At 53.2% G+C, this 20,899-nt stretch carries 21 protein-coding genes; 9 read left to right on the forward strand and 12 right to left on the reverse strand.

The genetic code is table 11. The features are described from left to right. Window positions 1–524 precede the first annotated feature (524 nt). From BM412_RS24830 to BM412_RS24855, 6 genes are all read right to left on the reverse strand, one after another. Window positions 525–1,124 (reverse strand): response regulator transcription factor, encoded by a 600-nt coding sequence (locus BM412_RS24830; protein ID WP_091224259.1) that lies wholly within the window; start codon window positions 1,122–1,124, stop codon window positions 525–527. 3 nt (window positions 1,125–1,127) lie between these two features. Then, window positions 1,128–2,297: a sensor histidine kinase gene (locus tag BM412_RS24835; protein WP_091224261.1), complete on the reverse strand. Its 1,170-nt coding sequence runs from the start codon at window positions 2,295–2,297 to the stop codon at window positions 1,128–1,130. Between the two features lie 4 nt (window positions 2,298–2,301). Next, window positions 2,302–3,057, reverse strand: a complete 756-nt coding sequence (locus BM412_RS24840; protein ID WP_091224263.1) for an ABC transporter permease — start codon at window positions 3,055–3,057, stop codon at window positions 2,302–2,304. Window positions 3,058–3,105: 48 nt separating this feature from the next. Continuing rightward, complete coding sequence (locus BM412_RS24845; RefSeq protein WP_091224265.1) at window positions 3,106–3,999, reverse strand: ABC transporter ATP-binding protein; 894 nt, start codon at window positions 3,997–3,999, stop codon at window positions 3,106–3,108. A gap of 548 nt (window positions 4,000–4,547) precedes the next feature. Continuing rightward, window positions 4,548–5,462: a DMT family transporter gene (locus tag BM412_RS24850; protein ID WP_091224267.1), complete on the reverse strand. Its 915-nt coding sequence runs from the start codon at window positions 5,460–5,462 to the stop codon at window positions 4,548–4,550. A 375-nt stretch (window positions 5,463–5,837) separates the two neighbouring features. Beyond that, on the reverse strand, window positions 5,838–6,296 hold the full coding sequence (locus BM412_RS24855; RefSeq protein WP_091224269.1) for a DUF2269 family protein: 459 nt from the start codon (window positions 6,294–6,296) through the stop codon (window positions 5,838–5,840). A gap of 202 nt (window positions 6,297–6,498) precedes the next feature. On the opposite strand from BM412_RS24855, the gene BM412_RS24860 reads away from it, so the two are divergent. Further along, complete coding sequence (locus tag BM412_RS24860) at window positions 6,499–7,110, forward strand: GyrI-like domain-containing protein (protein WP_091224271.1); 612 nt, start codon at window positions 6,499–6,501, stop codon at window positions 7,108–7,110. Between the two features lie 77 nt (window positions 7,111–7,187). Here BM412_RS24860 and BM412_RS24865 read toward each other — a convergent pair whose 3' ends face one another. Then, window positions 7,188–8,180 carry an NAD-dependent epimerase/dehydratase family protein gene (locus BM412_RS24865; protein ID WP_091224273.1) on the reverse strand — a complete coding sequence of 331 codons (993 nt, stop codon included), beginning with the start codon at window positions 8,178–8,180 and terminating at the stop codon, window positions 7,188–7,190. A 36-nt stretch (window positions 8,181–8,216) separates the two neighbouring features. Continuing rightward, on the reverse strand, window positions 8,217–9,404 hold the full coding sequence (locus BM412_RS24870) for a glycine C-acetyltransferase (RefSeq protein WP_091224275.1): 1,188 nt from the start codon (window positions 9,402–9,404) through the stop codon (window positions 8,217–8,219). A 169-nt stretch (window positions 9,405–9,573) separates the two neighbouring features. On the opposite strand from BM412_RS24870, the gene BM412_RS24875 reads away from it, so the two are divergent. Both BM412_RS24875 and BM412_RS24880 read left to right on the forward strand, forming a co-directional pair. Further along, the gene (locus BM412_RS24875; RefSeq protein ID WP_091224277.1) at window positions 9,574–10,125 is read left to right on the forward strand and encodes a helix-turn-helix domain-containing protein; all 552 of its coding nucleotides are present in this window, start codon (window positions 9,574–9,576) and stop codon (window positions 10,123–10,125) included. An 83-nt stretch (window positions 10,126–10,208) separates the two neighbouring features. Next, window positions 10,209–11,297: a M24 family metallopeptidase gene (locus BM412_RS24880; RefSeq protein WP_091224279.1), complete on the forward strand. Its 1,089-nt coding sequence runs from the start codon at window positions 10,209–10,211 to the stop codon at window positions 11,295–11,297. Between the two features lie 465 nt (window positions 11,298–11,762). On the opposite strand, the gene BM412_RS24885 is transcribed toward BM412_RS24880, so the two are convergent. Beyond that, on the reverse strand, window positions 11,763–12,311 hold the full coding sequence (locus BM412_RS24885; RefSeq protein WP_091224281.1) for a PadR family transcriptional regulator: 549 nt from the start codon (window positions 12,309–12,311) through the stop codon (window positions 11,763–11,765). Between the two features lie 181 nt (window positions 12,312–12,492). On the opposite strand from BM412_RS24885, the gene BM412_RS24890 reads away from it, so the two are divergent. The 3 genes from BM412_RS24890 to fdhD all read left to right on the forward strand — a co-directional run bounded on the left by BM412_RS24890 (window position 12,493) and on the right by fdhD (window position 16,201). After that, the gene (locus tag BM412_RS24890) at window positions 12,493–12,858 is read left to right on the forward strand and encodes a Na-translocating system protein MpsC family protein (protein WP_091224282.1); all 366 of its coding nucleotides are present in this window, start codon (window positions 12,493–12,495) and stop codon (window positions 12,856–12,858) included. A 132-nt stretch (window positions 12,859–12,990) separates the two neighbouring features. After that, window positions 12,991–15,351 (forward strand): FdhF/YdeP family oxidoreductase, encoded by a 2,361-nt coding sequence (locus BM412_RS24895; protein WP_091224284.1) that lies wholly within the window; start codon window positions 12,991–12,993, stop codon window positions 15,349–15,351. A 37-nt stretch (window positions 15,352–15,388) separates the two neighbouring features. Further along, complete coding sequence (gene fdhD, locus BM412_RS24900) at window positions 15,389–16,201, forward strand: formate dehydrogenase accessory sulfurtransferase FdhD (RefSeq protein ID WP_091224286.1); 813 nt, start codon at window positions 15,389–15,391, stop codon at window positions 16,199–16,201. Between the two features lie 27 nt (window positions 16,202–16,228). On the opposite strand, the gene BM412_RS24905 is transcribed toward fdhD, so the two are convergent. Continuing rightward, window positions 16,229–16,732: a glutathione peroxidase gene (locus BM412_RS24905; RefSeq protein WP_091224288.1), complete on the reverse strand. Its 504-nt coding sequence runs from the start codon at window positions 16,730–16,732 to the stop codon at window positions 16,229–16,231. A gap of 183 nt (window positions 16,733–16,915) precedes the next feature. Between BM412_RS24905 and BM412_RS31965 the strand changes: the two genes are divergently transcribed. Both BM412_RS31965 and BM412_RS24910 read left to right on the forward strand, forming a co-directional pair. Continuing rightward, window positions 16,916–17,206, forward strand: coding sequence for a hypothetical protein (locus BM412_RS31965; protein WP_143111697.1), 291 nt, complete (start codon window positions 16,916–16,918; stop codon window positions 17,204–17,206). After that, entirely contained in the window at window positions 17,199–17,999 is an 801-nt protein-coding gene (locus tag BM412_RS24910; RefSeq protein WP_177246075.1) for a phytanoyl-CoA dioxygenase family protein, read from the forward strand. Before BM412_RS31965 ends, BM412_RS24910 begins: the two co-directional genes overlap by 8 nt. Before the next feature lie 58 nt (window positions 18,000–18,057). Here the strand turns inward: BM412_RS24910 and BM412_RS24915 are convergent, their stop codons facing one another. Further along, window positions 18,058–18,834, reverse strand: coding sequence for a helix-turn-helix transcriptional regulator (locus BM412_RS24915; RefSeq protein WP_091224292.1), 777 nt, complete (start codon window positions 18,832–18,834; stop codon window positions 18,058–18,060). A 145-nt stretch (window positions 18,835–18,979) separates the two neighbouring features. Here BM412_RS24915 and BM412_RS24920 point away from each other — a divergent pair, with 145 nt between their 5' ends. Further along, window positions 18,980–19,840, forward strand: coding sequence for a phytanoyl-CoA dioxygenase family protein (locus tag BM412_RS24920; protein ID WP_091224294.1), 861 nt, complete (start codon window positions 18,980–18,982; stop codon window positions 19,838–19,840). Between the two features lie 78 nt (window positions 19,841–19,918). Here BM412_RS24920 and BM412_RS24925 read toward each other — a convergent pair whose 3' ends face one another. Then, on the reverse strand, window positions 19,919–20,761 hold the full coding sequence (locus BM412_RS24925; RefSeq protein WP_091224296.1) for a helix-turn-helix domain-containing protein: 843 nt from the start codon (window positions 20,759–20,761) through the stop codon (window positions 19,919–19,921). Window positions 20,762–20,899 lie beyond the last annotated feature (138 nt).

Genomic DNA, 20,899 nt, shown 5'->3' on the forward strand with positions numbered 1-20,899 from the left:
GATGATAGAAACAGCCTTTTTTCTAATGGGGATCGGTTCGAAGAAAGGTACTAGGTACCGCTCTTCTGCGTGCAATGGTGGTTTGGCACCTATGAGAGGTAATGGATTCCGCTCTTCCTGCATGTAATGGTGGTTTGGTGCTTATGAGAGGTAATGGATTCCGCTCTTCCTGCGTGTAATGGTGGTTTGGTGCTTATGAGAGGTAATGGATTCCGCTCTTCTGCGTGCAATGGTGGTTTGGTGCTTATGAGAGGTATCTGATTCCGCTCTACTGCGTACAATGCTGGTTTGGTGTCTATGAGAGGTAATGCGTTCTGCTCAACAGCTATGAAGCAGCTTACGTAGGCATCCACATCAGCGGGAAATTGGGGATATGAGAGAAAGTAGATCACCTAGAGATCTACTTAAGCGGGAAATTGGGGATATAAGAAAAAGTAGATCACCTAGAGATCTACTTAAGCGGGAAATCGAGGATATAAGAAAAAGTAGATCACCTAGAGATCTACTTTAGCGTTGAGCGATTCCTAGATCCACCCATTCTTCTCCGCGATTCCAATCGCATCGATGCGGTTCTTCGCTTCAAGCTTCTGGATCGCTTCGGACAAGTAATTCCGAATCGTGCCCGCGGAGAGGAACAGCTGCCCCGCGATGTCGCTGGCAGTCAGGCCTGCAGCCGCAAGCCGCAGCACCTCCTGCTCCCGCTCCGTGAGCGGATTCTCCGTCTCCCAGAACGATAGCGCCAACTCCGGACTAACTGCGCGGCCGCCTTGCGACACGGTGCGCAGGGCTGCGCCAAGCTCGTCGATCGGAGAATCCTTGAGCAGAAATCCGCGCGCTCCGGCCTTCATCGCCCGTTGGAAATACCCCGAGCGGGAGAACGTCGTCAAGATGACTACCCGGCACGGATGGCGCAGCTCCTTCAGCTTCTCGGCTACATCCAGGCCGCTCATCTCCGGCATCTCGATGTCCATGACGCAGAGATCGGGAGACAGCGCGCAGATCATATCCAGCGCTTGTTTGCCATTCTCCGCCTGGCCGATGACTTCGAAATCGTCTTCTAAATCCAGCAAAGCGCTCAGCGCGCCGCGAAGCATACCTTGATCTTCCGCCACTACGATCTTCACAGCTTATCTTCCTCCTTCTTTCGCCGGTGACTTCTCTACCAGCGGAACCGTAAACGTCAGCATCGTGCCTCTGCCTACCGACTCCAAGGCCAGATCGCCGTCGATTAGTTTGAGCCGCTCTCGCATCCCGCGCAAACCATTGCCGCCTGCCAGTCCGCCGCCTGTTTCGAACGGCCGGGATTCTGCGGCTTCACTGCTCTTGCTGACTCCGATTCCATCGTCCGCCACAATCAGCTTCAGCTTGCCCGGCTCCCCTTCCAGCCGAACGGTACATACCCGCGCGCGACTGTGCTTGACGATGTTCGTCACCGATTCCCGCAGGCACATCCCCAGAATATTATCGAGCAGCGGCGACGGCAGCTCCCGATCAAAGTCGCTCCCCTTCCGCTCCAGCACGATTCCCGCCGCTGCTAAGATCTTCTTCGCCTGATCGACCTCGTCGCGCAGCTTGACGGCGTTCATCCCCGATACCAGCTCCCGCACCTGACGAAGCGCCGCACGCGAGGTTGCTTGAATATCTCGCACTTCCTGCACAGCTCGCTCAGGTTGCTTAAGAATCAGCTTCTCCGCTAGCTCACTCTTCAGCGTAATCAGCGAGAGGGTGTGTCCAAGCGTATCATGGAGATCCCGCGAAATACGCTGACGCTCTTCATTCTTGGACAACCGCGAAATTTCTTCGTTCGCAAGGATCAGTTTCTGGCGCAGCTCTCTTGACCTTCGGCCAAATACCAGAGCAAACGGAATAACAATGATGACAATCATCGCCGGAAGAAACTGCAGCAGCGCATCGGTGTCGTCATACAGCTTCCAATACCACATAGTCGACGCAAACAAGGCCACGAGTCCGCCAAACGCAATGGTCAGCTGCTTGCGGCTTGTCAGCATGCCGATAATTGGTGCCGGGTAGAATGCCATGTACAGGGAAGCCTCATCGCTGAAACAGAACACACCAATGATAAGAAGCATCCCCAGTATGCACAAGAGACGCCCCCGCTCGTAACAGTAGCTGTAAATGTAAATCGCGATAAAGACAACAACCGCCGTCAATCCCATCGCGGCTCTGGCCGGCGTCTGATTGAATAAATGATAAAGCGGAAACACAAGATAAACTAACCATATCATGGCGAACAAGACAGGCGGACCTACGGGAGGCCGCCTCATCATTTTGGGCATGCAGTTACACCGCTTCCTGCTTTTTCATTATCCACGATGATACCACCATCAGAACGACTACGTAAATCGCTAAGATGCCGATTCCCGACCAATCCAAGCCTTGGCCGCCGATAATGTTCCAAGCTCCCTGCCCCAATCGGTACGTCGGTGTTACCTCGGCAACCTTCTGCATCGTGGAAGACATCGTTTCATACGGCATCCACAGACCGCCCACAACGGATAAACCCATATAAGCAACCGTGCTCAATACCTGTACGGCATCCGGATTGCGCATCGTGCCGAACAAGGTGCCAAGCGTCATAAACGACATCCCGCCAAGCCAGATCCATGCTCCGCTGGCGATCCAGGTCGAAGCAGGCAAGTCGATACCTTTCGTAATACCGCCAATCAGGAACATCATCACGACGATGAAGAGATTGATAATGGCTTGTGATGCGATTTTCGATACGATATAGGCCCATGACGGCAGCGGCGTAATGCGCAACATGCGGATCCAACCCTGCGAGCGCTCACGTGCCAATCGGATGCTGTAGGTCGAGAAGCTGGCTCCGATGATGCCATAGCAAGTCATCGACATGAGATAATAGGCTGACCAGTCCACGCCGCCGACAACCTTATTGTCGCCAACGATGTTGGAGAACAGGAAATAGAAAATAATCGGCATGACGATGGAGAAAATAAAAAACCGTTTATTGCGAACCGTACGCAGCAGCTCCGCCTTACACTGGGCAAGGGTCGCCTTAATCATCGTTCCATTCATTATCATTCACTCCCATTAGTTTATCCTGATCCTTCAGGTGTTATTTCGTTAATTCGACGTCTGTTGTACAAGCGCTTGGAACGCATCTTCGAGCCCGCCGGTTTGAATTTCAATGTCGCGCATATCAAAACGTTTCTCAACCAACGCTATAATAAGCCGGTCCGTGTCGGAGCTGTACAGCTTCACTTTTCGACCGCTCCATTCCACATCCGTCACATCCGGAAGCGCAAGCAAGGATTCGGTTGTTACGCTGTCGCCTGCGATGAAAGAGATCACACGTCCCGTCGTCTCGGCTTTAATCTCGCTTGGCGTACCATCGGCGATTAGTTTCCCGTTATTAATTACGATAATGCGGTCTGCAACACTGTCGGCTTCGTCCAGATAGTGCGTGGTCAATACAATCGTTTTTCCCTTCCCTGCCATCGCTTTGACCGTATCCCAGAACAGCTGGCGCGAAGTGACATCCATTCCCACAGTCGGTTCATCGAGAAAAATAACATCCGGATCGCCGGCAAGCGCCAGCGCGAATCCAAGCCTTCTCTGCTGCCCGCCCGACAGCGCGGTTGCGAATTTATTCTTCTCTTCTACCAGGTTGGAGACCTTCAATAGGTAATCGAGCGGCAGCGGCTTCTTATAGTAGCTGCGGAACAATTCAATGCTCTCGCCTACCTTTAGGCCGTCGATTACGCTGACATCCTGCAGCATCGCGCCGATTCGGTCCCTCACCTGCTGATCGCGGGGATCGCCGCCAAGCAGCTTCACCGTGCCTTTCGTCGGCTTGTGCATGCCGAGTATCATGGATACGGTTGTGGTTTTGCCCGCACCGTTCGGACCGAGCAACGCCACGACGGTTCCCTCCGCGATGGATAACGTCAAATCGTTGACGGCCGTTTTATCTTTATACACCTTGCTGACTCCGGTTAGCTGTATTGCAGCTTTCATGATCACTCACTCCTCGATTCGCTTTCTTTGATGTCCTTAGTGTACCGAATTGCTTCTGCATCCGACATGCATGAATGTAATCTGTTTCGCATGACAAATGTCATATCGTTGAAGTTTCCAAAGAAAAGAAATGAATGGAACTTGATTTCCAGTCCGCTTGTGTGTATAATCAGGAGTTGTATCAAGTGTAACCTCTGGTTTTTTCCTCGTATTCGTTGTGATTACCCTTCAGATCACCACATTCAAATTCCTTTTATTCACGGCTGCTTTAAGGAACACGGATTCACACTGGCGCGGTCGAGGAACCGCAAGGACGTTAGAGAGGTTAGGGCTTTCGTTGCTTTCGTGCAAGTTTTTTAATTGAAAGTAGGAAGACATTAGCGGTTACGCTTATCATATTTTGCGGCGCAAGTTACGACGCCTGCACATAGTGAACATACAAGAAGGAACGAATGACGCCGCACATGGCGCGTTGTACGTCTCTTCAAACCAAAAAAAGACCCTCGCTTCTATATGAAGCGGGGGTCGTCCAATTTTTAAGAGCTATTTTAACCGACCGGGACCGCGTTCGCTCTCTTCTCCAAGCTAATCCACACCAGCCCCGCAACCATGAACACCGTACCTCCGAACTGCCAGCCGCTGATTTGCTCGCTGAAGAAGAAATACCCGGCCGCAACCGCTGCCGCCGGCACGACATACCGGAAGAAATTCGCACGCGTTGCGCCGATCTTGAACATGCTCGCATTCCACACCACGAACGAGAATAATGTGCAAATCAGTACATTATAGGCGATAGCCGTATACGAGCTTGACGTTAACGAGCTCCATTCCACTTTGCTCCACGAACCTAACGTGAACGGGAACATAAACAGCATGCCGAAGGCGATGTACCAGGTGCTGACGCGCAAAGCCGAGTACGTTCTCATCAGCGGCATACATGCGAGGTTGAACAAAGCCCCGATGATGCTAACCCCAAGTGCAAGCATATTGCCGACCATATTATTCGAGGAGAGGTCAAAGCCCTCCGATCCGCCCAGAATAACTAAGCAAACTCCTGCCATGGCCGCAACTCCGCCAACGATCAGACGAGCCGACATCCGCTCCCGCATAAACAACGGTCCAAGCAATGCCGCAAAAATCGGCCATGGTGCCACGTTCAACAGCGAGGCGTTAGCGAGCGTCGTATATTTGATCGAATACATCACTGCAATTTCCAGCCCCGTTACGCCTACCAAGCCGATGGCCGCCAGCTGCAACGCCACCTTGATCGGTACTCCAACGCTGCCTTCCTTCAGGTAAAGCAAGAGGAAGAAGAACGGCGTCGCGATGGAGAAACGCAGAAAAGCGAAGAGAATCGGATCGAAGGTCTCCATCGCTTTCCGTGATACGCCAAAATTAGCTCCCCAAATCGCGGCAACCAGCACCAGGCCGAGGTAATAAATCCATTTGCGATCTTGCTTCATTCGTTAGTCGAGCCCCATTCCCGTAAGTTTCCATTGCCAACAGTTTGACGGATTTAGGGTTGAAATACAACAAAAAAATAATCGGCGCTCCGCGTTTGGAGCACCGATCAGGTCATCACACGAAAGCCATCATAGAACCTGTAACGGTTGTGCCAGCGGCTATACGGCCCCAAAAGTCCATTTTTATTTTCTTACGGTTGCGAGCGAACTTATTGGGCCATTATTCGATGAAAATCAACCTTTATGCAGCGAATAAGCATGCTCACAACCGTTAGATTTTTATAAGGGGGTTATTTCAGGAGATAGCCACGCTGGCAACCGTTAAAGAAACCGCTCAGGCTCAGACAAACCGAAAACGGATAACCCCGCCGTTTTCTAATAAAACGGCTTCAGCACCATGAAAATAAAGAGCAGCGTCCCCATCGCCGTCGCTCCGTAATAGAGCTTATTGGCTTTGTTCAGCAATCGAACCTGATTGTCCGGAACCACTTGATCTGCGCTTAGCGACTTCGAATTCTCGATCTCCACGCCGAGCTGCTTCGTTACCGGCGCGGCAAAGCCGATTACCAGCACTTGAATCGCGATATAGAGCGCAAGCGAGGCCAGAATCCAGAAGCTGACGAACTCCCATCCGTCCGCAAATACGAGAATTAGACCCGTAATGACGGCGAGCGAGCCGCCAATCTTCGGAAACAGCTCCAATTTACTGCCGAGCTTGAACGCGCTTCGCAATTCGCCGACACTGTCTTTCTTGCCAAATAGCGTGTGGATGAAGAACGTTGGGCCTACCCCAATGATGGCTGACATGACGTGGATGAGTACTAGCCATTTCATTTTTAACTCACCTCTTGTATGGTTTATTGGAAAAACTCAACTATGTATGGAACAAGATGTATAATACCACGCTGTCACTTACAGCTATCTTACGCACGGCTTACACTAAAAAATTCCAATTCACTGACTGCCTTTGTCAGCAATGTAACGTATACTAGAGAGACTTTGACAAGCACACTAAGAAGTCCGGGAGGCATTTCAATTGGATAAGCTCGACTTAACGAAAACAGACAAAACCTATTATGGCGCGCGCAAGAAGCCCGAGCTGATTACATTGCCGGACCTGCCCTATTTGCAAATTACCGGCTCCGGCTCCCCGGAGAGCGACGCTTTTAAGGCTGCGATTGAAGCGATGTATACAGCGGCGTACAGCATTAAAGCGCTGTGCAAGCAAGCGGAGCAAGACTTTACGGTTGCTAAGCTGGAAGGTCAGTGGTGGGTGGAAGACATGAGTCTGGATCCGCTCGAAACGCCGCGCGAGCTGTGGCAGTGGTCGCTGCTCATTCGTCAGCCGGACTATGTAACGGCGGCTATTGCCGAAGAGGGACTGCAAACCGCGATGAAGAAGAAGCCTCATATGCCGGTGGATCGTGTCAGCTTCGGCCAGCTCTCGGAAGGGACATGCGTGCAAATGCTTCATGTCGGCCCGTTCAGCAGAGAGCCGGAAACCCTTGCGATTATGTATGCATACATAGAGGAGCAAGGTCTTGCAATCAGCGGGAAGCATCATGAGATTTATTTGTCTGACTTCCGGAAGACGGCGGAGGCGTCGCTTCGGACGATTTTGCGATATCCGGTCTCGGTTTCTAAGTGAAGATACAAAAAACGTTCCCTAGCCGTTGTCGTAACGGTTTGGGAACGTTTTTAAATAGCGGCTGCAATCGTATCCGTTTAGGAAACTTTCATAATGCTGCTTAGGGGTGAATCACTGCTTGATCCCGGATTGCGGGCGGCAATCTGGAACAGCATATCTTGTGCCATCGCCTCCAGCGTATAGCGCGGCTTGAAGCCCCACTCGTTCCGTGCTGCAGACGTATCGAGGGAATTCGGCCAGCTCTGGGCGATTTGCTCTCTTATCGGATCGAGCTGATACGTAAGCTTGAACGACGGCAGCAGCTTTCTGATTTCGGCAGCCAGCAGCTCCGGATCTATGCTCATCGCAGAAACATTGTAGGCGTTACGGTGGATCAGCTTAGCGGAATCCGCCTCCATCAGCTGGATGATCGCTTCGATCGCATCAGGCATGTACATCATATCCATGAATGTACCCTTATCAATATAAGAGCTGTATTCGCCGCAGCGGATCGCTTCGAAGAACATCGCTACCGCATAATCGGTCGTTCCGCCGCCCGGCGGCGTTAGGTAAGAAATCAAACCTGGGAATCGCAGTCCACGCGTATCGACGCCGAATTTGCGATAATAATAGTCGCACAGCAGCTCGCCGGCTACTTTGTTAATGCCATACATGGTGATCGGACGCTGAATGGTCAGCTGCGGCGTGAGATCCTTCGGCGAATCCGGTCCAAATACACCGATCGAGCTGGGGGTAAAGAATTGGCATTTCAGCTCGCGCGCTACTTCAAGCGCATTCAAAAGTCCGCCCATGTTCAACTCCCAGGCAAACAGCGGGTTTGCCTCCGCTGTCGCCGACAGAAGAGCGGCGAGATGGATCACGGTATCGATGTTATATTTTCGCGCGATATCGAGGAAGTCTTGGCGATTGTTCACATCGAGCAGTTCGAACGGTCCGGCCGCTGCTGTCGGTGATTGGCTTGGTTTAATATCGGTTGCAATAACTTGATCTTCTCCATAACGGGCGCGCAGCGCGGCGACAAGCTCACTGCCGATTTGGCCCGATGAACCGGTTACTAGTATCTTCTTCATATCCGTTTCGCCTCCGAATCTTAAGGTGAGCTGTCTCTACACGCCGAGTTGCTTCTTCACATTCTCATAGATGGCGAGCGCCAGATCGAGCATCTCGGTCGTATGTGCTGCCGTTGGCATGTTGCGGACTCGGCCCGCACCTTTCGGAACGGTCGGGAATACGATCGCTTTGGCATATACACCCGCTTCAAACAGCGCCTTGCTGAACTGCTGGGTTTTCACTTCGTCTCCAATAATGCACGGAATGATCGGCGTTTCGGTATGACCGGTATCGAAACCGAGCTGCTGCAAGCCATTGCGGAAATACGCGGCATTGCTCCACAGCTTCTCCTGCAATTCCGCGCTGTCGGATAAAATATCCAGTGCGGCGCTGCATGCTGCGGCGATTGCAGGCGGTGTCGCAGTTGAGAATAGGAACGGACGGCTTCTTACTTTCAGCCACTCAATCAACTCGCGTTTGCCGGCCACGTATCCGCCGACGACACCGATCGCTTTGGACAACGTACCGATTTGAAAATCAACCCGATCGGACAACCCGAAATGTTTTACCGTACCTGCCCCTTTGCCAAGTACGCCTGAGCCGTGCGCGTCATCGACATAAGTGATGAGGTCATAGCGTTCCGCAATCTCGACAATTTCCGGAAGCTTCGCAATGTCTCCGTCCATCGAGAACACACCGTCTGTGATCACCATGATTTTGTTATATTGACCGGACTCCCTTGCATCCTTCGCCTGCTTCTCCAGATCTTCCATATCGGAATGCTTAAAACGGATAACCTTCGCTTTGGTCAACCGGCAGCCGTCAATAATAGACGCATGGTTGAGTTCGTCGGAGAGAATCGCATCCCCCGCCTCCATTACCGCTGAAATCGCTGCCATATTACAGTTGAAACCGGATTGGTACGCTATAGCGGCCTCCGTTTGTTTGAAACGCGCTAATTTCGTCTCTAATTCTTCGTGAATGTCCATCGTTCCGTTGATCGTACGCACGGCACCGGCGCCTACGCCGTATTTGCGAAGGGCAAGCTCTGCTGCTTGAATAAGCCTTTCATCGCCTGCCAGCCCCAAGTAGTTGTTGGAGGAAAGATTGATCAGTTCTCGGTTGTTAATATGAATAAGCGGACCATTGCCGCCTTGCAGGACGTTAATCTCGTTAAATAAGCCGTTCTTCTTCATTTCTTCCAAGTTGCGCTGCAAATAAGCGGTCAATGATGTACTGGACATAGTCGGCATCCCCATCTCAATTGGTTTTGGCATCCATTTGCTTATATTATACATATGTATGTTATGACGCACAATAGTTTTGTATGCTATAGCGCACAGATGGATTTCGACTTTTAAGCACGATTGGGCTACAATAAGCTAATTAGGAGAGCGAAGCAGGAGGCTTGTAATGGAGCAGATTCATATCAAACTGGGGCGGAATTTGAAAATGATCCGTCAAACGAGAGGGCTCAGCCTGGACAAGGTCGCCGAGCTGACCGGCGTCAGCAAAGCGATGCTCGGACAGATTGAACGCGGGGAGACGAGCCCGACCATCTCGATTATTTGGAAGATTGCCAATGGGCTTCGGCTTTCTTTTACCACGTTAATTGAGGAGCCTCCCTCTGAGGTTGCCGTCATTACAAAAGAAGACTTGGACCCGCTGCTCGAAGCAGACGGACACTATCGCGTCTATCCGATGTTTCCGTTCGAGCCGACGAAGAAGTTCGAGGTCTACTCCGTCGAAATGGATGCCGGATGCACGCATGAATCCGAGGCGCACAGCCCCGGCGTGGAAGAATATATTCTTGTCTCTACCGGGACGCTTATCGTCGAGATCCAGAACACTTCCTATACGGTAGGTCCCGGCAGCGCTGTTCGCTACGCGGCGGATCAGCCCCATTTGTACCATAATCCCGGTGAAGACATCGTCCGGTATGATGCGATCATCTACTATCCTTAGAAGATGAAGAAAATGATGAAGATGCAGATAAAGATGAGGATACAGATGATTAAGATGAAGATAAAGAAAGGACGATTAATGCTATGAATAACCGCATTGAGCAGCTGGTTGCTTACATGGATCAGCATGCCATTGACGCCGTACTTATCACCATGCCGAAGCATGTCTATTACTTGACCGGTTTTGCCACTGACCCGCATGAGCGGTTTCTTGGCTTGTTGATTCCTCGGCAGGCGGAGCCGCTGCTGATCGTGCCGGCCCTTGATCTGGAAGCAGCGCAAGCCGCATCGTCCGTGACGAGCATCCATACGCATACGGACACCGACAATCCGTATGAGGTGTTAACTAAGCTTATGCCCGCGGGCGTTCAGTCGCTTGGGCTGGAGAAGGACTATATGACGGTCAGTCGTTTCGAGGCGATCAGTCGGGCCGTTGGCGCGAGCGTCTACGCGGATATCGACGAGCCGCTCCGTGAAATGCGCGTCATTAAGACGCCGGACGAAGTCGTGCGCATGAAGCATGCCGTCCGCATTATTGAGGACGTGCTGCGTGCGGGTATTGCCCAAGTGAAGCCGGGCGTTAGCGAAATCGAGCTCGTGGCCGAGCTGGAGTACCAGATGAAGAAGCTCGGCGCGAGCGGTCCTTCCTTCTCGACGATGGTGCTGGCCGGCGAGAACTCTGCTCTGCCGCATGGCGTGCCCGGGTCGCGCGTGGTGCGCGAGGGCGAGCTGTTGTTGTTTGATCTTGGCGTCTATGCGGATGGGTATGCATCGGACATTACGCGGACGTTCGCGGTTGGCGACATCTCGGAGGAGCAAACGAAGATCTATAACACGGTGCTGGAGGCGAACCTGCGCGGCATCGAAGCCACGCGCCCCGGTGCTACGCTGGCGAGTCTCGACCGCGCTGCCCGCGAGCATATTGAGTCGGCCGGCTACGGGACGTACTTCATGCACCGGCTAGGCCACGGGCTTGGGATGGACGTGCACGAGTATCCATCCGTGCATGGGCAGAACCAGGACGTGCTGCGCAGCGGCATGGTCTTCACGATCGAGCCGGGCATCTACGTGCCGGGCGTCGGCGGCGTCCGCATCGAGGACGACGTCCTCGTGACGGAAGGCGGCGCCCTGGTGCTGACGACGTTCCCGAAGGAACTTACGGTAATCGGGTAGAGATATAGGTTGGTTGAGGCTGAGAGTCGGATTTTCCGTCGCTCAGTCTTTTTTTGTGGTGGTTTGGGTGGTGAGAGTCGGGTTTTCCTACTCTCACCTTCCCGCAAGGAGGAGGATTGGTTAGTTTGGCATCTGAGAGTTCCATTTCGCTACTCTCAGACTTATTTCAGGCGCTGAAAGTTCCACTTCCGCACACTCAGCGCCACGCGAGGAATAGGATTGGTTAGTTTGGTGGCTGAGCGTTCCATTTCGGCACTCTCAGACTTTTTTTCAGAGTGGTTTTGGCGCTGAAAGTTCCACTTCCGCACTCTCGGCGCCCCGTGAGGGGAAGGATTGGTTAGTTTGGAGTCTGAGAGTTCCATTTCGGCACTCACAGACTGTTTTCAGGGTGGTTTCGACGCTAAGAGTTCCTTTTTCGCACTCTCAGCTCACCGCGAGGGTGCCGTCGGCGATGAACCCTCCCCCTCACACTTCCACGTTTACATTAATAAGCGGAGTCGCCCATTCGATCCAGGATAGCTCTTCCCTCAATAAACCCACTTTGCGGCGGTATAGCAGGTAACGGCCGAATTGTTTGGACGTTGAATCCTTCACGATTGTCGGGTCAGCCTGCATGATCTCGAGTTCCGCCTCCACTCGCTGCAATCGCTCCAAGAGCGCCGCTGTCCGTTCTTGAAACAAACGAAGCGCAATGGCTGGTTCCACCAGGCCGATCGCATAGACTTTCAACAGAAACTCGTCGCGCTCGATGCTCTCCCCTGCCGGTGCGTCGTCGATCCAGATCCGCAGCGCTGCAGCTCCATCCTCTGTGATGGTGTACAGCTTCTTGTCCGGCTTCCCCGTCTGCCCGATCAACTCGCAGGTTACCAGCTTCTCCTGCTCCAGCATAGCTAACAGCGGATAGATTTGGCTGTGCTTGGCCTGCCAGAATAATTTGAGCATCTTTGTCAGCTCATACCCCGTACACGGCTTGCGCGCCAGCATGCCAAGCAGTCCGTATGACAATGTATTCATGAATCCTTTTCCCCCTTAAGGCTGTCTATATGAGAAAAGAGTACCATAACTGCCTCCGAAACGCATGCTAAGCCATATCGTCATTGCCATGGGTACGCTTTCTTGCTAAGATGATAGCAGGTTCCGCTCGGCACGGAGCAGCGATCCTGCCACCGATTTTGCGGATAAAAGAGGGATAACTATGAATCAAACGGAAGCGGAGTTCAGCAATTTGGTCAAAGCGTTCCGCAAGCGGCATATGGGCAAAGGCCCGAGCCGCATCTCGACGACTTTCTGCAAGCATTGGGCCATTTGCGAGATGGACGGCAATTTGTCGCCGGTCGAGAAGTTTATTGCTTCGGCGAGCGACGGTAAACAAATGCTGCGCGAAGCGAGAACGCAGTGGGTAAAGGACATTTACCGCAACCATCCCCCTACGGAGATGGAGCAGCTGCTTGGCGCACGGTTTCTGGAGTTATATGTAGATATCGATATTGACAAAGATTTCGGCATGTCCGTATTTGTATTCGATCAAGACATCGAACGCAAATTCGGCAGCAGCCGTTAACGATAGGCGTTGGCGCTTAGCAGCGAACCTGCAAGAGACTAACCGCGAAGAGACGATTTTTCTTGGAAAAGAAAATGTCGGGCTCTGCGCGGTTTTTTTATTCCCCAACATTATAGAAGGAGGCCATCCCTAATGGGTAATACCAAACATTCCGGGCCAATCAAGCTCCCGGGCAAACCCGATCCGAAGCTATGGGTAAGCAAAGTCCCGTTCGGACTCGGCAAAGTAAAACCGAAGCATATTCGCGATACAATCAAAGTAATGGCCGACAACCGAGATAATCTGCCGTATGCGATGCGGATCCTGACCCAAGGCGTCTGCGACGGCTGCGCGCTGGGCGTTTCCGGTCTCTACGATCAGACCCTAGCCGGTCCGCATGTGTGCACGACCAGACTCAATCTTCTGCGGCTCAACACGATGCCGGCGATCAAGCCAAATGTGCTGCACGCCGACATTGACGAGCTGCGCAAAATGGACAGCACCGAGCTGCGCAAGCTGGGCCGGCTGCCTTATCCGCTCATCAGACGCAAAGGCGAGCGCAAGTTCAGCCGCTTGTCCTGGGATGCCGCGCTCGACATGATTGCGGAACGAATCCGCCAAATCGATCCGAAGCAATTGGCATTCTACTTAACGGCTCGCGGCATTACGAACGAGTCTTACTACGCTGCCGCCAAGGTCGCGCGTTTCCTGGGAACGAACAATATCGACAATGCTTCGCGCATCTGCCACTCCCCTTCCAAAACGGCACTGAAGCGTTCCGTGGGAATTGGCGCATCGAGCTGCAACTACAAGGATTGGATCGGCACCGATGTGCTCGTCTTCTGGGGCAGCGTTGCCGCTAACAATCAGCCGGTATCGACCAAATATATGTACGCGGCCAAACGCAAAGGAACGAAGATTATCGTCATTAATCCTTATCGCGAACCAGCCATGGACGGGTACTGGGTCCCTTCCATTGCGGAATCTGCGCTGTTTGGCACCAAGCTGGCCGACGACTTCTATCAAGTCAACATCGGCGGCGATATCGCCTTCATGCACGGCGTGATGAAGCATTGGTTCGCCATGGAGATGGAAAAGCCCGGCTCAGCCATCGACCGCAAATTCGTCCGCGAGCATGTGAACGGCTACGAGGAGCTGCGGCAGCACGTCAAGAGCCAAGACTGGGCGCAGCTGGAGCGTTCCTCCGGTATCTCGCGTCAGCGGATGGAGGAATTCGCTGAGCTGCTGGCGGCCTCGAAGTCCGGCGTATTCGTCTGGAGCATGGGACTGACGCAGCACCGCTTCGGCACGGACAACATTTCGCAGGTGGCCAATCTTGCGCTGCTTCGCGGTTTTCTGGGCCGCGAATATTGCGGCCTGATGCCGATCCGCGGACACAGCGGCGTACAGGGCTCCGGCGAGATGGGCGCCGACCCCTTCAGCTTGCCGGGGGGCGAATTTAAAGGACAGGACATCCCTCGCGTCGAGGAGGTCTGGGGCTTTAAGCTGCCCGCGTGGCAAGGCGACATCGTCGGTGTCACGCTGGAGAATGCGCTGCTTCCCGAAGATCATGAGCGGAAGCTGAAGCTGTTCTATACGTCCGGCGGCAACTTCCTGGAGACGATGCCGGAGCCGGATTTTGTCCGCCAATGCTTGGAGTCTATCCAAATCCGCGTCCATCAGGATATCGTGCTCAACACCTCCACGCTGGCTGATGCGGAAGAAGCCGTTATCGTCCTTCCGGCGATGACACGCTACGAGCAGCCTGGCGGCGGCACCTCCACCTCAACGGAGCGGATGGTGTATTTCTCGCCGGAGATCGCGGGTCCTCGCATCGAGGAAGCCCGCACGGAGTGGCAGATCTATTGCGATCTTGCCGCGCGCGTAGATCCGAAGCGCGCTTCGCTTGTGCAGTTCAAGGACGCGCATGCCCTGCGCGCGGAAATCGCCAAAGCCTCCCCGAATTACGATGGCGTTCAGCACCTCAAGAACAGAGGCGATGTGTTCCAGTGGGGCGGCGCTTGGCTGTGCGAGGACGGCGTTTGCCCGACGAAGGACGGCCGCGGACAGCTCATCCCGGTGGAACTGCCGGAGCTCCGCAAGCCGGAAGGCCATTTCTATATCACGTCCCGCCGCGGCAAGCAGTTCAACTCCATGATCTACAGCAACAAAGATCCGTTCAACGCGGCAGATCGGTACGATGTTCTGGTGAGCAAGAACGATGCGGCGAAACATGGCATTACGGAAGGTGAGGCGGTCGTTCTCTACAACAGCTGCGGCAGCTTCCATGGCAGAGCGAAGTTCGCCGACATCGCTGCCGGCAACCTTGAGCTCTATTGGCCGGAGTGCAACCCGCTGCTGCCGAAGAAGGTGTATGAACCTTTTGCCGGGATACCGGAGTACAATACAGCAGTCGTGATGGAGCGAGCGGAAACGTATCATGCGCTGAAGGACACCAGGTACGTGGAGAAACGCATCGCGGAGCTGGATCAGGAAATAGCGGACGAGGATTAGTCTTGAGCCGGAACAAACCAACAGGGAGGAATGAAAAATGCTGCCGAGCATAACAGCCAAATGGCGCATTCGCAAATACAGCGGCGGTGCGGCCTCCCTGCAGGAGGACGACATCGCAACGGAGTATCCGCTGACGGTGCGGCTTGATGGCGAGGAATTCGCCACCATCGTCTGTTCACCTACCGATCTGGAGGAAATGATCATCGGCTTCTTGGCCTCTGAAGGGGTCATTAGGCAAGCGGCGGAGATCGAATCGCTTCGTATTGACGAGGAGCGCGGATTCGTCTACGTCGAGCTCTTTAACAAGCACTCGACAAGTAAAGATGAGGTCTCCAAACGATTCATCGGCTCATGCTGCGGGAAGAGCCGCCAGTTTTATTTTCATAACGATGCCCGTACCGCACGCACGTCGATGAGCCGCATGACGATCTCGCCGGTCCAGTGCAGCGCACTTATACGCTTATTGCAAAATAGCTCCGGCGAGTTCAAGCTGACCGGCGGCGTGCACAATGCAGCACTCTGCACCGCCACGGAGCTGCTTGCCGTACGGACCGATATTGGCCGCCACAATGCGCTCGATAAGCTGTTCGGCTTTTCCTTGCAGCAGCGCATTGCGATTACCGATAAAATCATCGCCTTCAGCGGTCGACTCTCCTCCGAGGTCGTATTGAAGGCGGCCAAAATCGGCGTAGGCATTCTGCTCTCGAAGTCGGCGCCGACCGACCTCGCGCTCAAGCTCGCGGAGGACCTGGGCATTACATGCGTCGGGTTCATTCGTGGCAACGAAATGAATGTGTATACGCACGGTCATCGAATCGTGGATGAACAAAACGAAAGCGAGGAGCGTTAATACGCCCCTCGCTTTTTTGCTGTTGTATTAGTGAACCAGCGTTTTGGACTTCGCCTGCTCCAGCAGCTTCTTAATATGCGCCTCAAACTTCAGCGGTTTGGTCGTCGGGGAGTACCGCTTCACGACGCGCCCTTCCGCATCCACCAGAAACTTCGTGAAATTCCACTTGATGCCCGAGCCGAACAGACCCGATGCTTCCTTCTTCAAGTACTTATATAACGGGTCGGCGTTTGGCCCGTTCACATCGATTTTGCCAAGCAGCGGGAACGTGACGCCAAAATTGATCTGGCACGTCTCTTCCATGTCGCTGTTCTTCACCGGCTCTTGATTCTGGAACTGATTGCATGGGAAACCCAGCACGGTAAGTCCCGCATCCTTATACGTTTCATGCAGACGCTGCAGCTCTTTGAACTGAGGCGCCAGCCCGCATTTGGTCGCTGTATTTACGATAAGCAGTACCTGGCCGCGATAATCGGACAACGATTTCTCTTCGCCTCTGACCGTTTGCACCTTGAAGTCGTACACGTTCATGCCACGTCACCTCGATTATATTTTATACAATATTATTTTAAACAATTTATCTTGATTTGAAAAGCATCTTTTCCAATCCTTATTAATATTGCACAAATCGTTCTTAATTCTGCATATCCTCAGCGCACCCGCGAATCCATACAATGAAATCAGAGCACGATCCCATTGAAGGAGGCGTCACCTTTGGTTGCCATGAGACAGCAAATCTTGTTTCTGAATTTGACTACGCCTGATTTAAAATCCCCCACGATCGCTTGGTCCCTGTACGACGGCGCAGCGCCTGAGGATGCACTGCCCATGAATACCGGCGACTCCAATGAACCGCCTTACAAATCCGTTCTTCACGCCATGAGAGATGGCTGGAATGTCATTCAAGTCCCTTCGCTGCCTCACTATCCCGCAGGCCAGGAGCATGACACCGGCCATCTGCCTTACGAATATGTACTTGAGAGGAAGGTGCCCGTACATGAGTAGCTTGAACATGACACCGGCAGAACCGAAGCATCTGCTCACGGCCGCGCAAATGGCTAAGTTCGTCACCGACGGATTTCTGCTGCTGGATGCCTTCATTCCCCAGCATCTGAACGAGTTGGTTTATAAGGAGCAAATCCAGCACAGCCAGGGCCATATGTTCTGGAAGGAATCCAAGCATATACGCAGCGTTTTCGAACTGCCCGAGGTACAGGGAATTATTCAAAGCTTGGTCGGACTAGAGCCTGTATATGACCACTCTTTTCAACACATCGTTCCTGCAAACTACCCGATCGCGCAGGATTGGCACGGCGATTCCATCATTGATGTCCGCCCGCATGCCTTCGATATCCAGTTGTTCTATTTCTCCCATGATGCTCCGCCGGAGATGGGACCGACACTAATTCTGCCCGGCTCCCATTTGCGCAAGATCAACACCTTCAGTCTCGCCCGGTACAAAAACATTACCGGTCAACGGCAGCTCGCAGGCAAAGCCGGTTCGCTCGCCATTCTCCATCACGGCATCTGGCACTGCGCGCAGCCGAACTATACGGACAAGACCCGTTACGTCTTCAAGCTTCGCCTGCGTCCGGGGCAAGAGCAGCGCGGTCTGTTCAATCTCGAAGGCTATCGCGATCCGGAAGTCTCTCGTATTATCCAGCAGGGGTATCAGCGCTGGCAGGGCAACGAAGACCGCCTCGATCATATGCAGCGGGCCAAATTGTGGCGTTATGTAACCGGCGACGACACTGTCGATGTGTCCTTCGAAGGTGCGCTGACTCGGATGGGCATCTAGCTCTCCATATTGAAAGAAGCCCTCAGTTTCGCTAATCGGCGGAATAGAGGGCTTTTTATCATCGGATGGCTTCTTGCGCGGCAAGGCTCTTCGTCCGTCTCCGATAACCGACAGGCTGTTCGCCGGTTAGCTCCCTGAATAATTTGCTGAACTGCGACGTAGTGGAGAACCCGCAATCCATCGCGATTGCGGCCAGCTTCTTGTCCGTATTGGCGAGCTCCAGCTTCGCTTGATTGACGCGCCGCTGGATCAAATATTGCACCGGCGAGAGCCCTGTATTGCGCTTGAACAAATGCCGGAAGTAATCATAGCTGTAGCCGGAGATTTGCGCCAATTGCGGCATGTTCAGCTTCTGGCTGTAATTCTCGTCGATGTACAGCCTGGCATGCAGCAGCTTCTCGCTGTCCGGCAGCGCAGATACTCTTTTGCCCGTGCGTTCCAATTCAATGACAACGAGCTGCGTGAGAACATCGAGTTTCACGCTGAACAGCGGCTTCTTCTCCAACATCTCATGCTTCATCTGCAGCAGCAGCGTCAACAGCGTCTGATTCGCATCGTCGATATAGATGCCGTTGGCAAGCGGAATCGGGTAATCATCATACGTAAATCCGATAAAAATGACTTCCGTCTCCGTATCATGCCGCTCATCATGCAGATGATCCGGTCTCGTTAACGTAATCGTATTGGCGCTGTACGGGTACCATTCGCCGTTCAAATTCATCATGCCGGTGCCGCTGACATAATAAACAAGCTCATAGCAATTATGCTTATGCAAGTCCACGTACGTGCCCTGCTTATGTGTGGCATAGAACAAAAAGTCGAATTGGCAATGCATGCTCGGCCCGCCTCTCCAAATAACCGTTTGATGCTACAAAAGAACCGTTTGATTATCGCTGTGACCCGCGTTTTCCGTTTACATTTATTGTATTCGAAGCTCATTATACATCCACTTAATAGTATTGAGAAGGAGTGCAGCGGACATGAGTGCATGGCGTGACGGACTTACTGAAGAAGAGGTGCGGCAGTATTGGGAGGATGGGTTTCTGGTGTTCGACGATGCGCTTAAGGCGGGAGAGGTCGAGCTTTACCGGACGATTTGTGCAAGTGATGCCGTTGTATCCCATCGCTCGCAATCGATGTACAAGCAAGAAACGGTTCATCTGCTCGGCTTAACGACGATGCATCCGGCGCTGCTGGATTTGGCAAGACATCCTGCCATCGTATCCAAAATCCTCCCGCTGCTCGGGCCGGACATTCAAATTCAGCATTCGAAGCTGGCTACGAAGCCGCCTGCCAAGGGGCTTGGCGAATTCCCGTGGCATCAGGATTTTGCTTTCTACCCGCATACGAACACGGATTTGCTGTCGGTCATGATTATGCTGGATGATGCGACGCCGGAGAACGGATGCATGCAAATGGTCAAAGGAAGCCACAAGCTCGGGCTGCTTGATCACTCGATGGATGGTTATTTTGTCGCCGGCTGCCAGGAGACGCAGTATTGGGAGAATGCAGCGGATCAGACCGTGCAGATCACGCCGAAGGCGGGAGGCATTAGCATTCACCATTGCCTGACGCTGCACGGCTCGCCTGTGAATCTGTCCGGCAGGGAGCGCAGAGGCATCGTCATTTCATACCGGGCCGATGATGCATACCAGCTTGCGGATAACTTGTTCAACGACACGGGCATTATGGTCTGCGGCGAGCGCAAAGAATTAGTACGGTGCGAGTCTGCGACCTATCGTTTGCCGAAGCGCCATCAGCCTCTCTCGAAGTCCGGGACCTATCGACCGTTCGGAACCGCTTGGAATCAGGTTGGCAGCGAAGTGAGCGATTATTCCTAGCAACAATAAGCCCTCCACTGTCGCCGACTCGGCGATCGTAGAGGGCTTTTCTGCTCCGTTAACGCTCTGTTACTGCTGTTACTGGTGCTGCTGCTGGGGCTGCTCGCGAATGACTTTACGGTAATCGCTTGGACTGACGCCTGTGTGCTGCTTGAACATTTTGGAGAATTGATATAACGTGCTGCCAATCCGCTCTGCCGCTTCGGAGACGGACATGTCCGTCGACTGCATCCACTGCTTCGCTTTCTCCATCCGTCGCTGGTTCAAATATTGAATCGGAGAGCAGCCGGTTACCGACTTAAACACGCGTATGAAGTAGTTCGGGTGAAAATGGACAAGCTCCGCCAGCTGATCCAGCCGCACATCATCGGCCAGATGATGCTCCAAATAGGCCAGCACCTGACTGACTTTATCCAGTGACCCGCCAGCCTCCGATTGCCGCAGGCGCGCTTCGTCTCCCTGCTCCAGAAACTCGCATAGCAGCTCCTGCAGAAGCAGTTTGGCCCGAAGCATCGAGGTGAGCCCCGTCTCCCGGTAGTGGCGCACAAGCTCGCCGAACCGCTCCGATGTCGCCTCTTGGTCCGGAACATCGACGCAGCTTGGCGTCTCCAGCAGCTGAAAGAGCTCCCGATCGCCTGCTTTTGCATGGAAGTGGCAAAAGAATTTACTGAACACCCGATCTTCCAGCGTACGTACCGACAGCATCGTTCCGGCAGGCAGAACGACTAGCTGGCCGCGCTTCGGGTACAGCTCCTCGTCGCCAATCCGAACATGTCCCCCATCCCCCAGAAAATAATAGAGTCGATTGAAATCCGATAACACATCCATATGGTACCAGCTTGAGGTGCAGGTAAAGAATGCCGCCTCCGATATATGCATGTGCAGGTTCGATATATAGCTGCCCAGCGCTTCTCTTTGCACGCTCAACAAACTCCGTTCATCAGTGTATTTAGCTCATTCTCTTAATCTACTACAATTTAGGAAAAATTGAATAGGAACCCTACCGGAGTAGTGCTAGAATTTTATACGATCCCGTTTGTATAAAAAAAGATTGCGAAG

It is taken from the genome of Paenibacillus sp. BC26 (assembly GCF_900116125.1).
Taxonomy (GTDB): Bacteria; Bacillota; Bacilli; order Paenibacillales; family Paenibacillaceae; genus Paenibacillus_Z; species Paenibacillus_Z lignilyticus.

Bases quoted from the DNA above. Each gene is read 5' to 3' on its own strand.
- BM412_RS24855 (WP_091224269.1), bottom strand. From the start codon at position 6,296: ATGAAATGGCTAGTACTCATCCACGTCATGTCAGCCATCATTGGGGTA.
- BM412_RS24840 (WP_091224263.1), bottom strand. From the start codon at position 3,057: ATGAATGGAACGATGATTAAGGCGACCCTTGCCCAGTGTAAGGCGGAG.
- BM412_RS24870 (WP_091224275.1), bottom strand. From the start codon at position 9,404: ATGTCCAGTACATCATTGACCGCTTATTTGCAGCGCAACTTGGAAGAA.
- BM412_RS24910 (WP_177246075.1), top strand. From the start codon at position 17,199: ATGAGTAGCTTGAACATGACACCGGCAGAACCGAAGCATCTGCTCACG.
- BM412_RS24890 (WP_091224282.1), top strand. From the start codon at position 12,493: ATGAATCAAACGGAAGCGGAGTTCAGCAATTTGGTCAAAGCGTTCCGC.
- BM412_RS24895 (WP_091224284.1), top strand. From the start codon at position 12,991: ATGGGTAATACCAAACATTCCGGGCCAATCAAGCTCCCGGGCAAACCC.
- fdhD (WP_091224286.1), top strand. From the start codon at position 15,389: ATGCTGCCGAGCATAACAGCCAAATGGCGCATTCGCAAATACAGCGGC.
- BM412_RS24850 (WP_091224267.1), bottom strand. From the start codon at position 5,462: ATGAAGCAAGATCGCAAATGGATTTATTACCTCGGCCTGGTGCTGGTT.
- BM412_RS24845 (WP_091224265.1), bottom strand. From the start codon at position 3,999: ATGAAAGCTGCAATACAGCTAACCGGAGTCAGCAAGGTGTATAAAGAT.
- BM412_RS24865 (WP_091224273.1), bottom strand. From the start codon at position 8,180: ATGAAGAAGATACTAGTAACCGGTTCATCGGGCCAAATCGGCAGTGAG.
- BM412_RS24835 (WP_091224261.1), bottom strand. From the start codon at position 2,297: ATGCCCAAAATGATGAGGCGGCCTCCCGTAGGTCCGCCTGTCTTGTTC.
- BM412_RS24875 (WP_091224277.1), top strand. From the start codon at position 9,574: ATGGAGCAGATTCATATCAAACTGGGGCGGAATTTGAAAATGATCCGT.
- BM412_RS24905 (WP_091224288.1), bottom strand. From the start codon at position 16,732: ATGAACGTGTACGACTTCAAGGTGCAAACGGTCAGAGGCGAAGAGAAA.
- BM412_RS24880 (WP_091224279.1), top strand. From the start codon at position 10,209: ATGAATAACCGCATTGAGCAGCTGGTTGCTTACATGGATCAGCATGCC.
- BM412_RS24915 (WP_091224292.1), bottom strand. From the start codon at position 18,834: ATGCATTGCCAATTCGACTTTTTGTTCTATGCCACACATAAGCAGGGC.
- BM412_RS24920 (WP_091224294.1), top strand. From the start codon at position 18,980: ATGAGTGCATGGCGTGACGGACTTACTGAAGAAGAGGTGCGGCAGTAT.
- BM412_RS24885 (WP_091224281.1), bottom strand. From the start codon at position 12,311: ATGAATACATTGTCATACGGACTGCTTGGCATGCTGGCGCGCAAGCCG.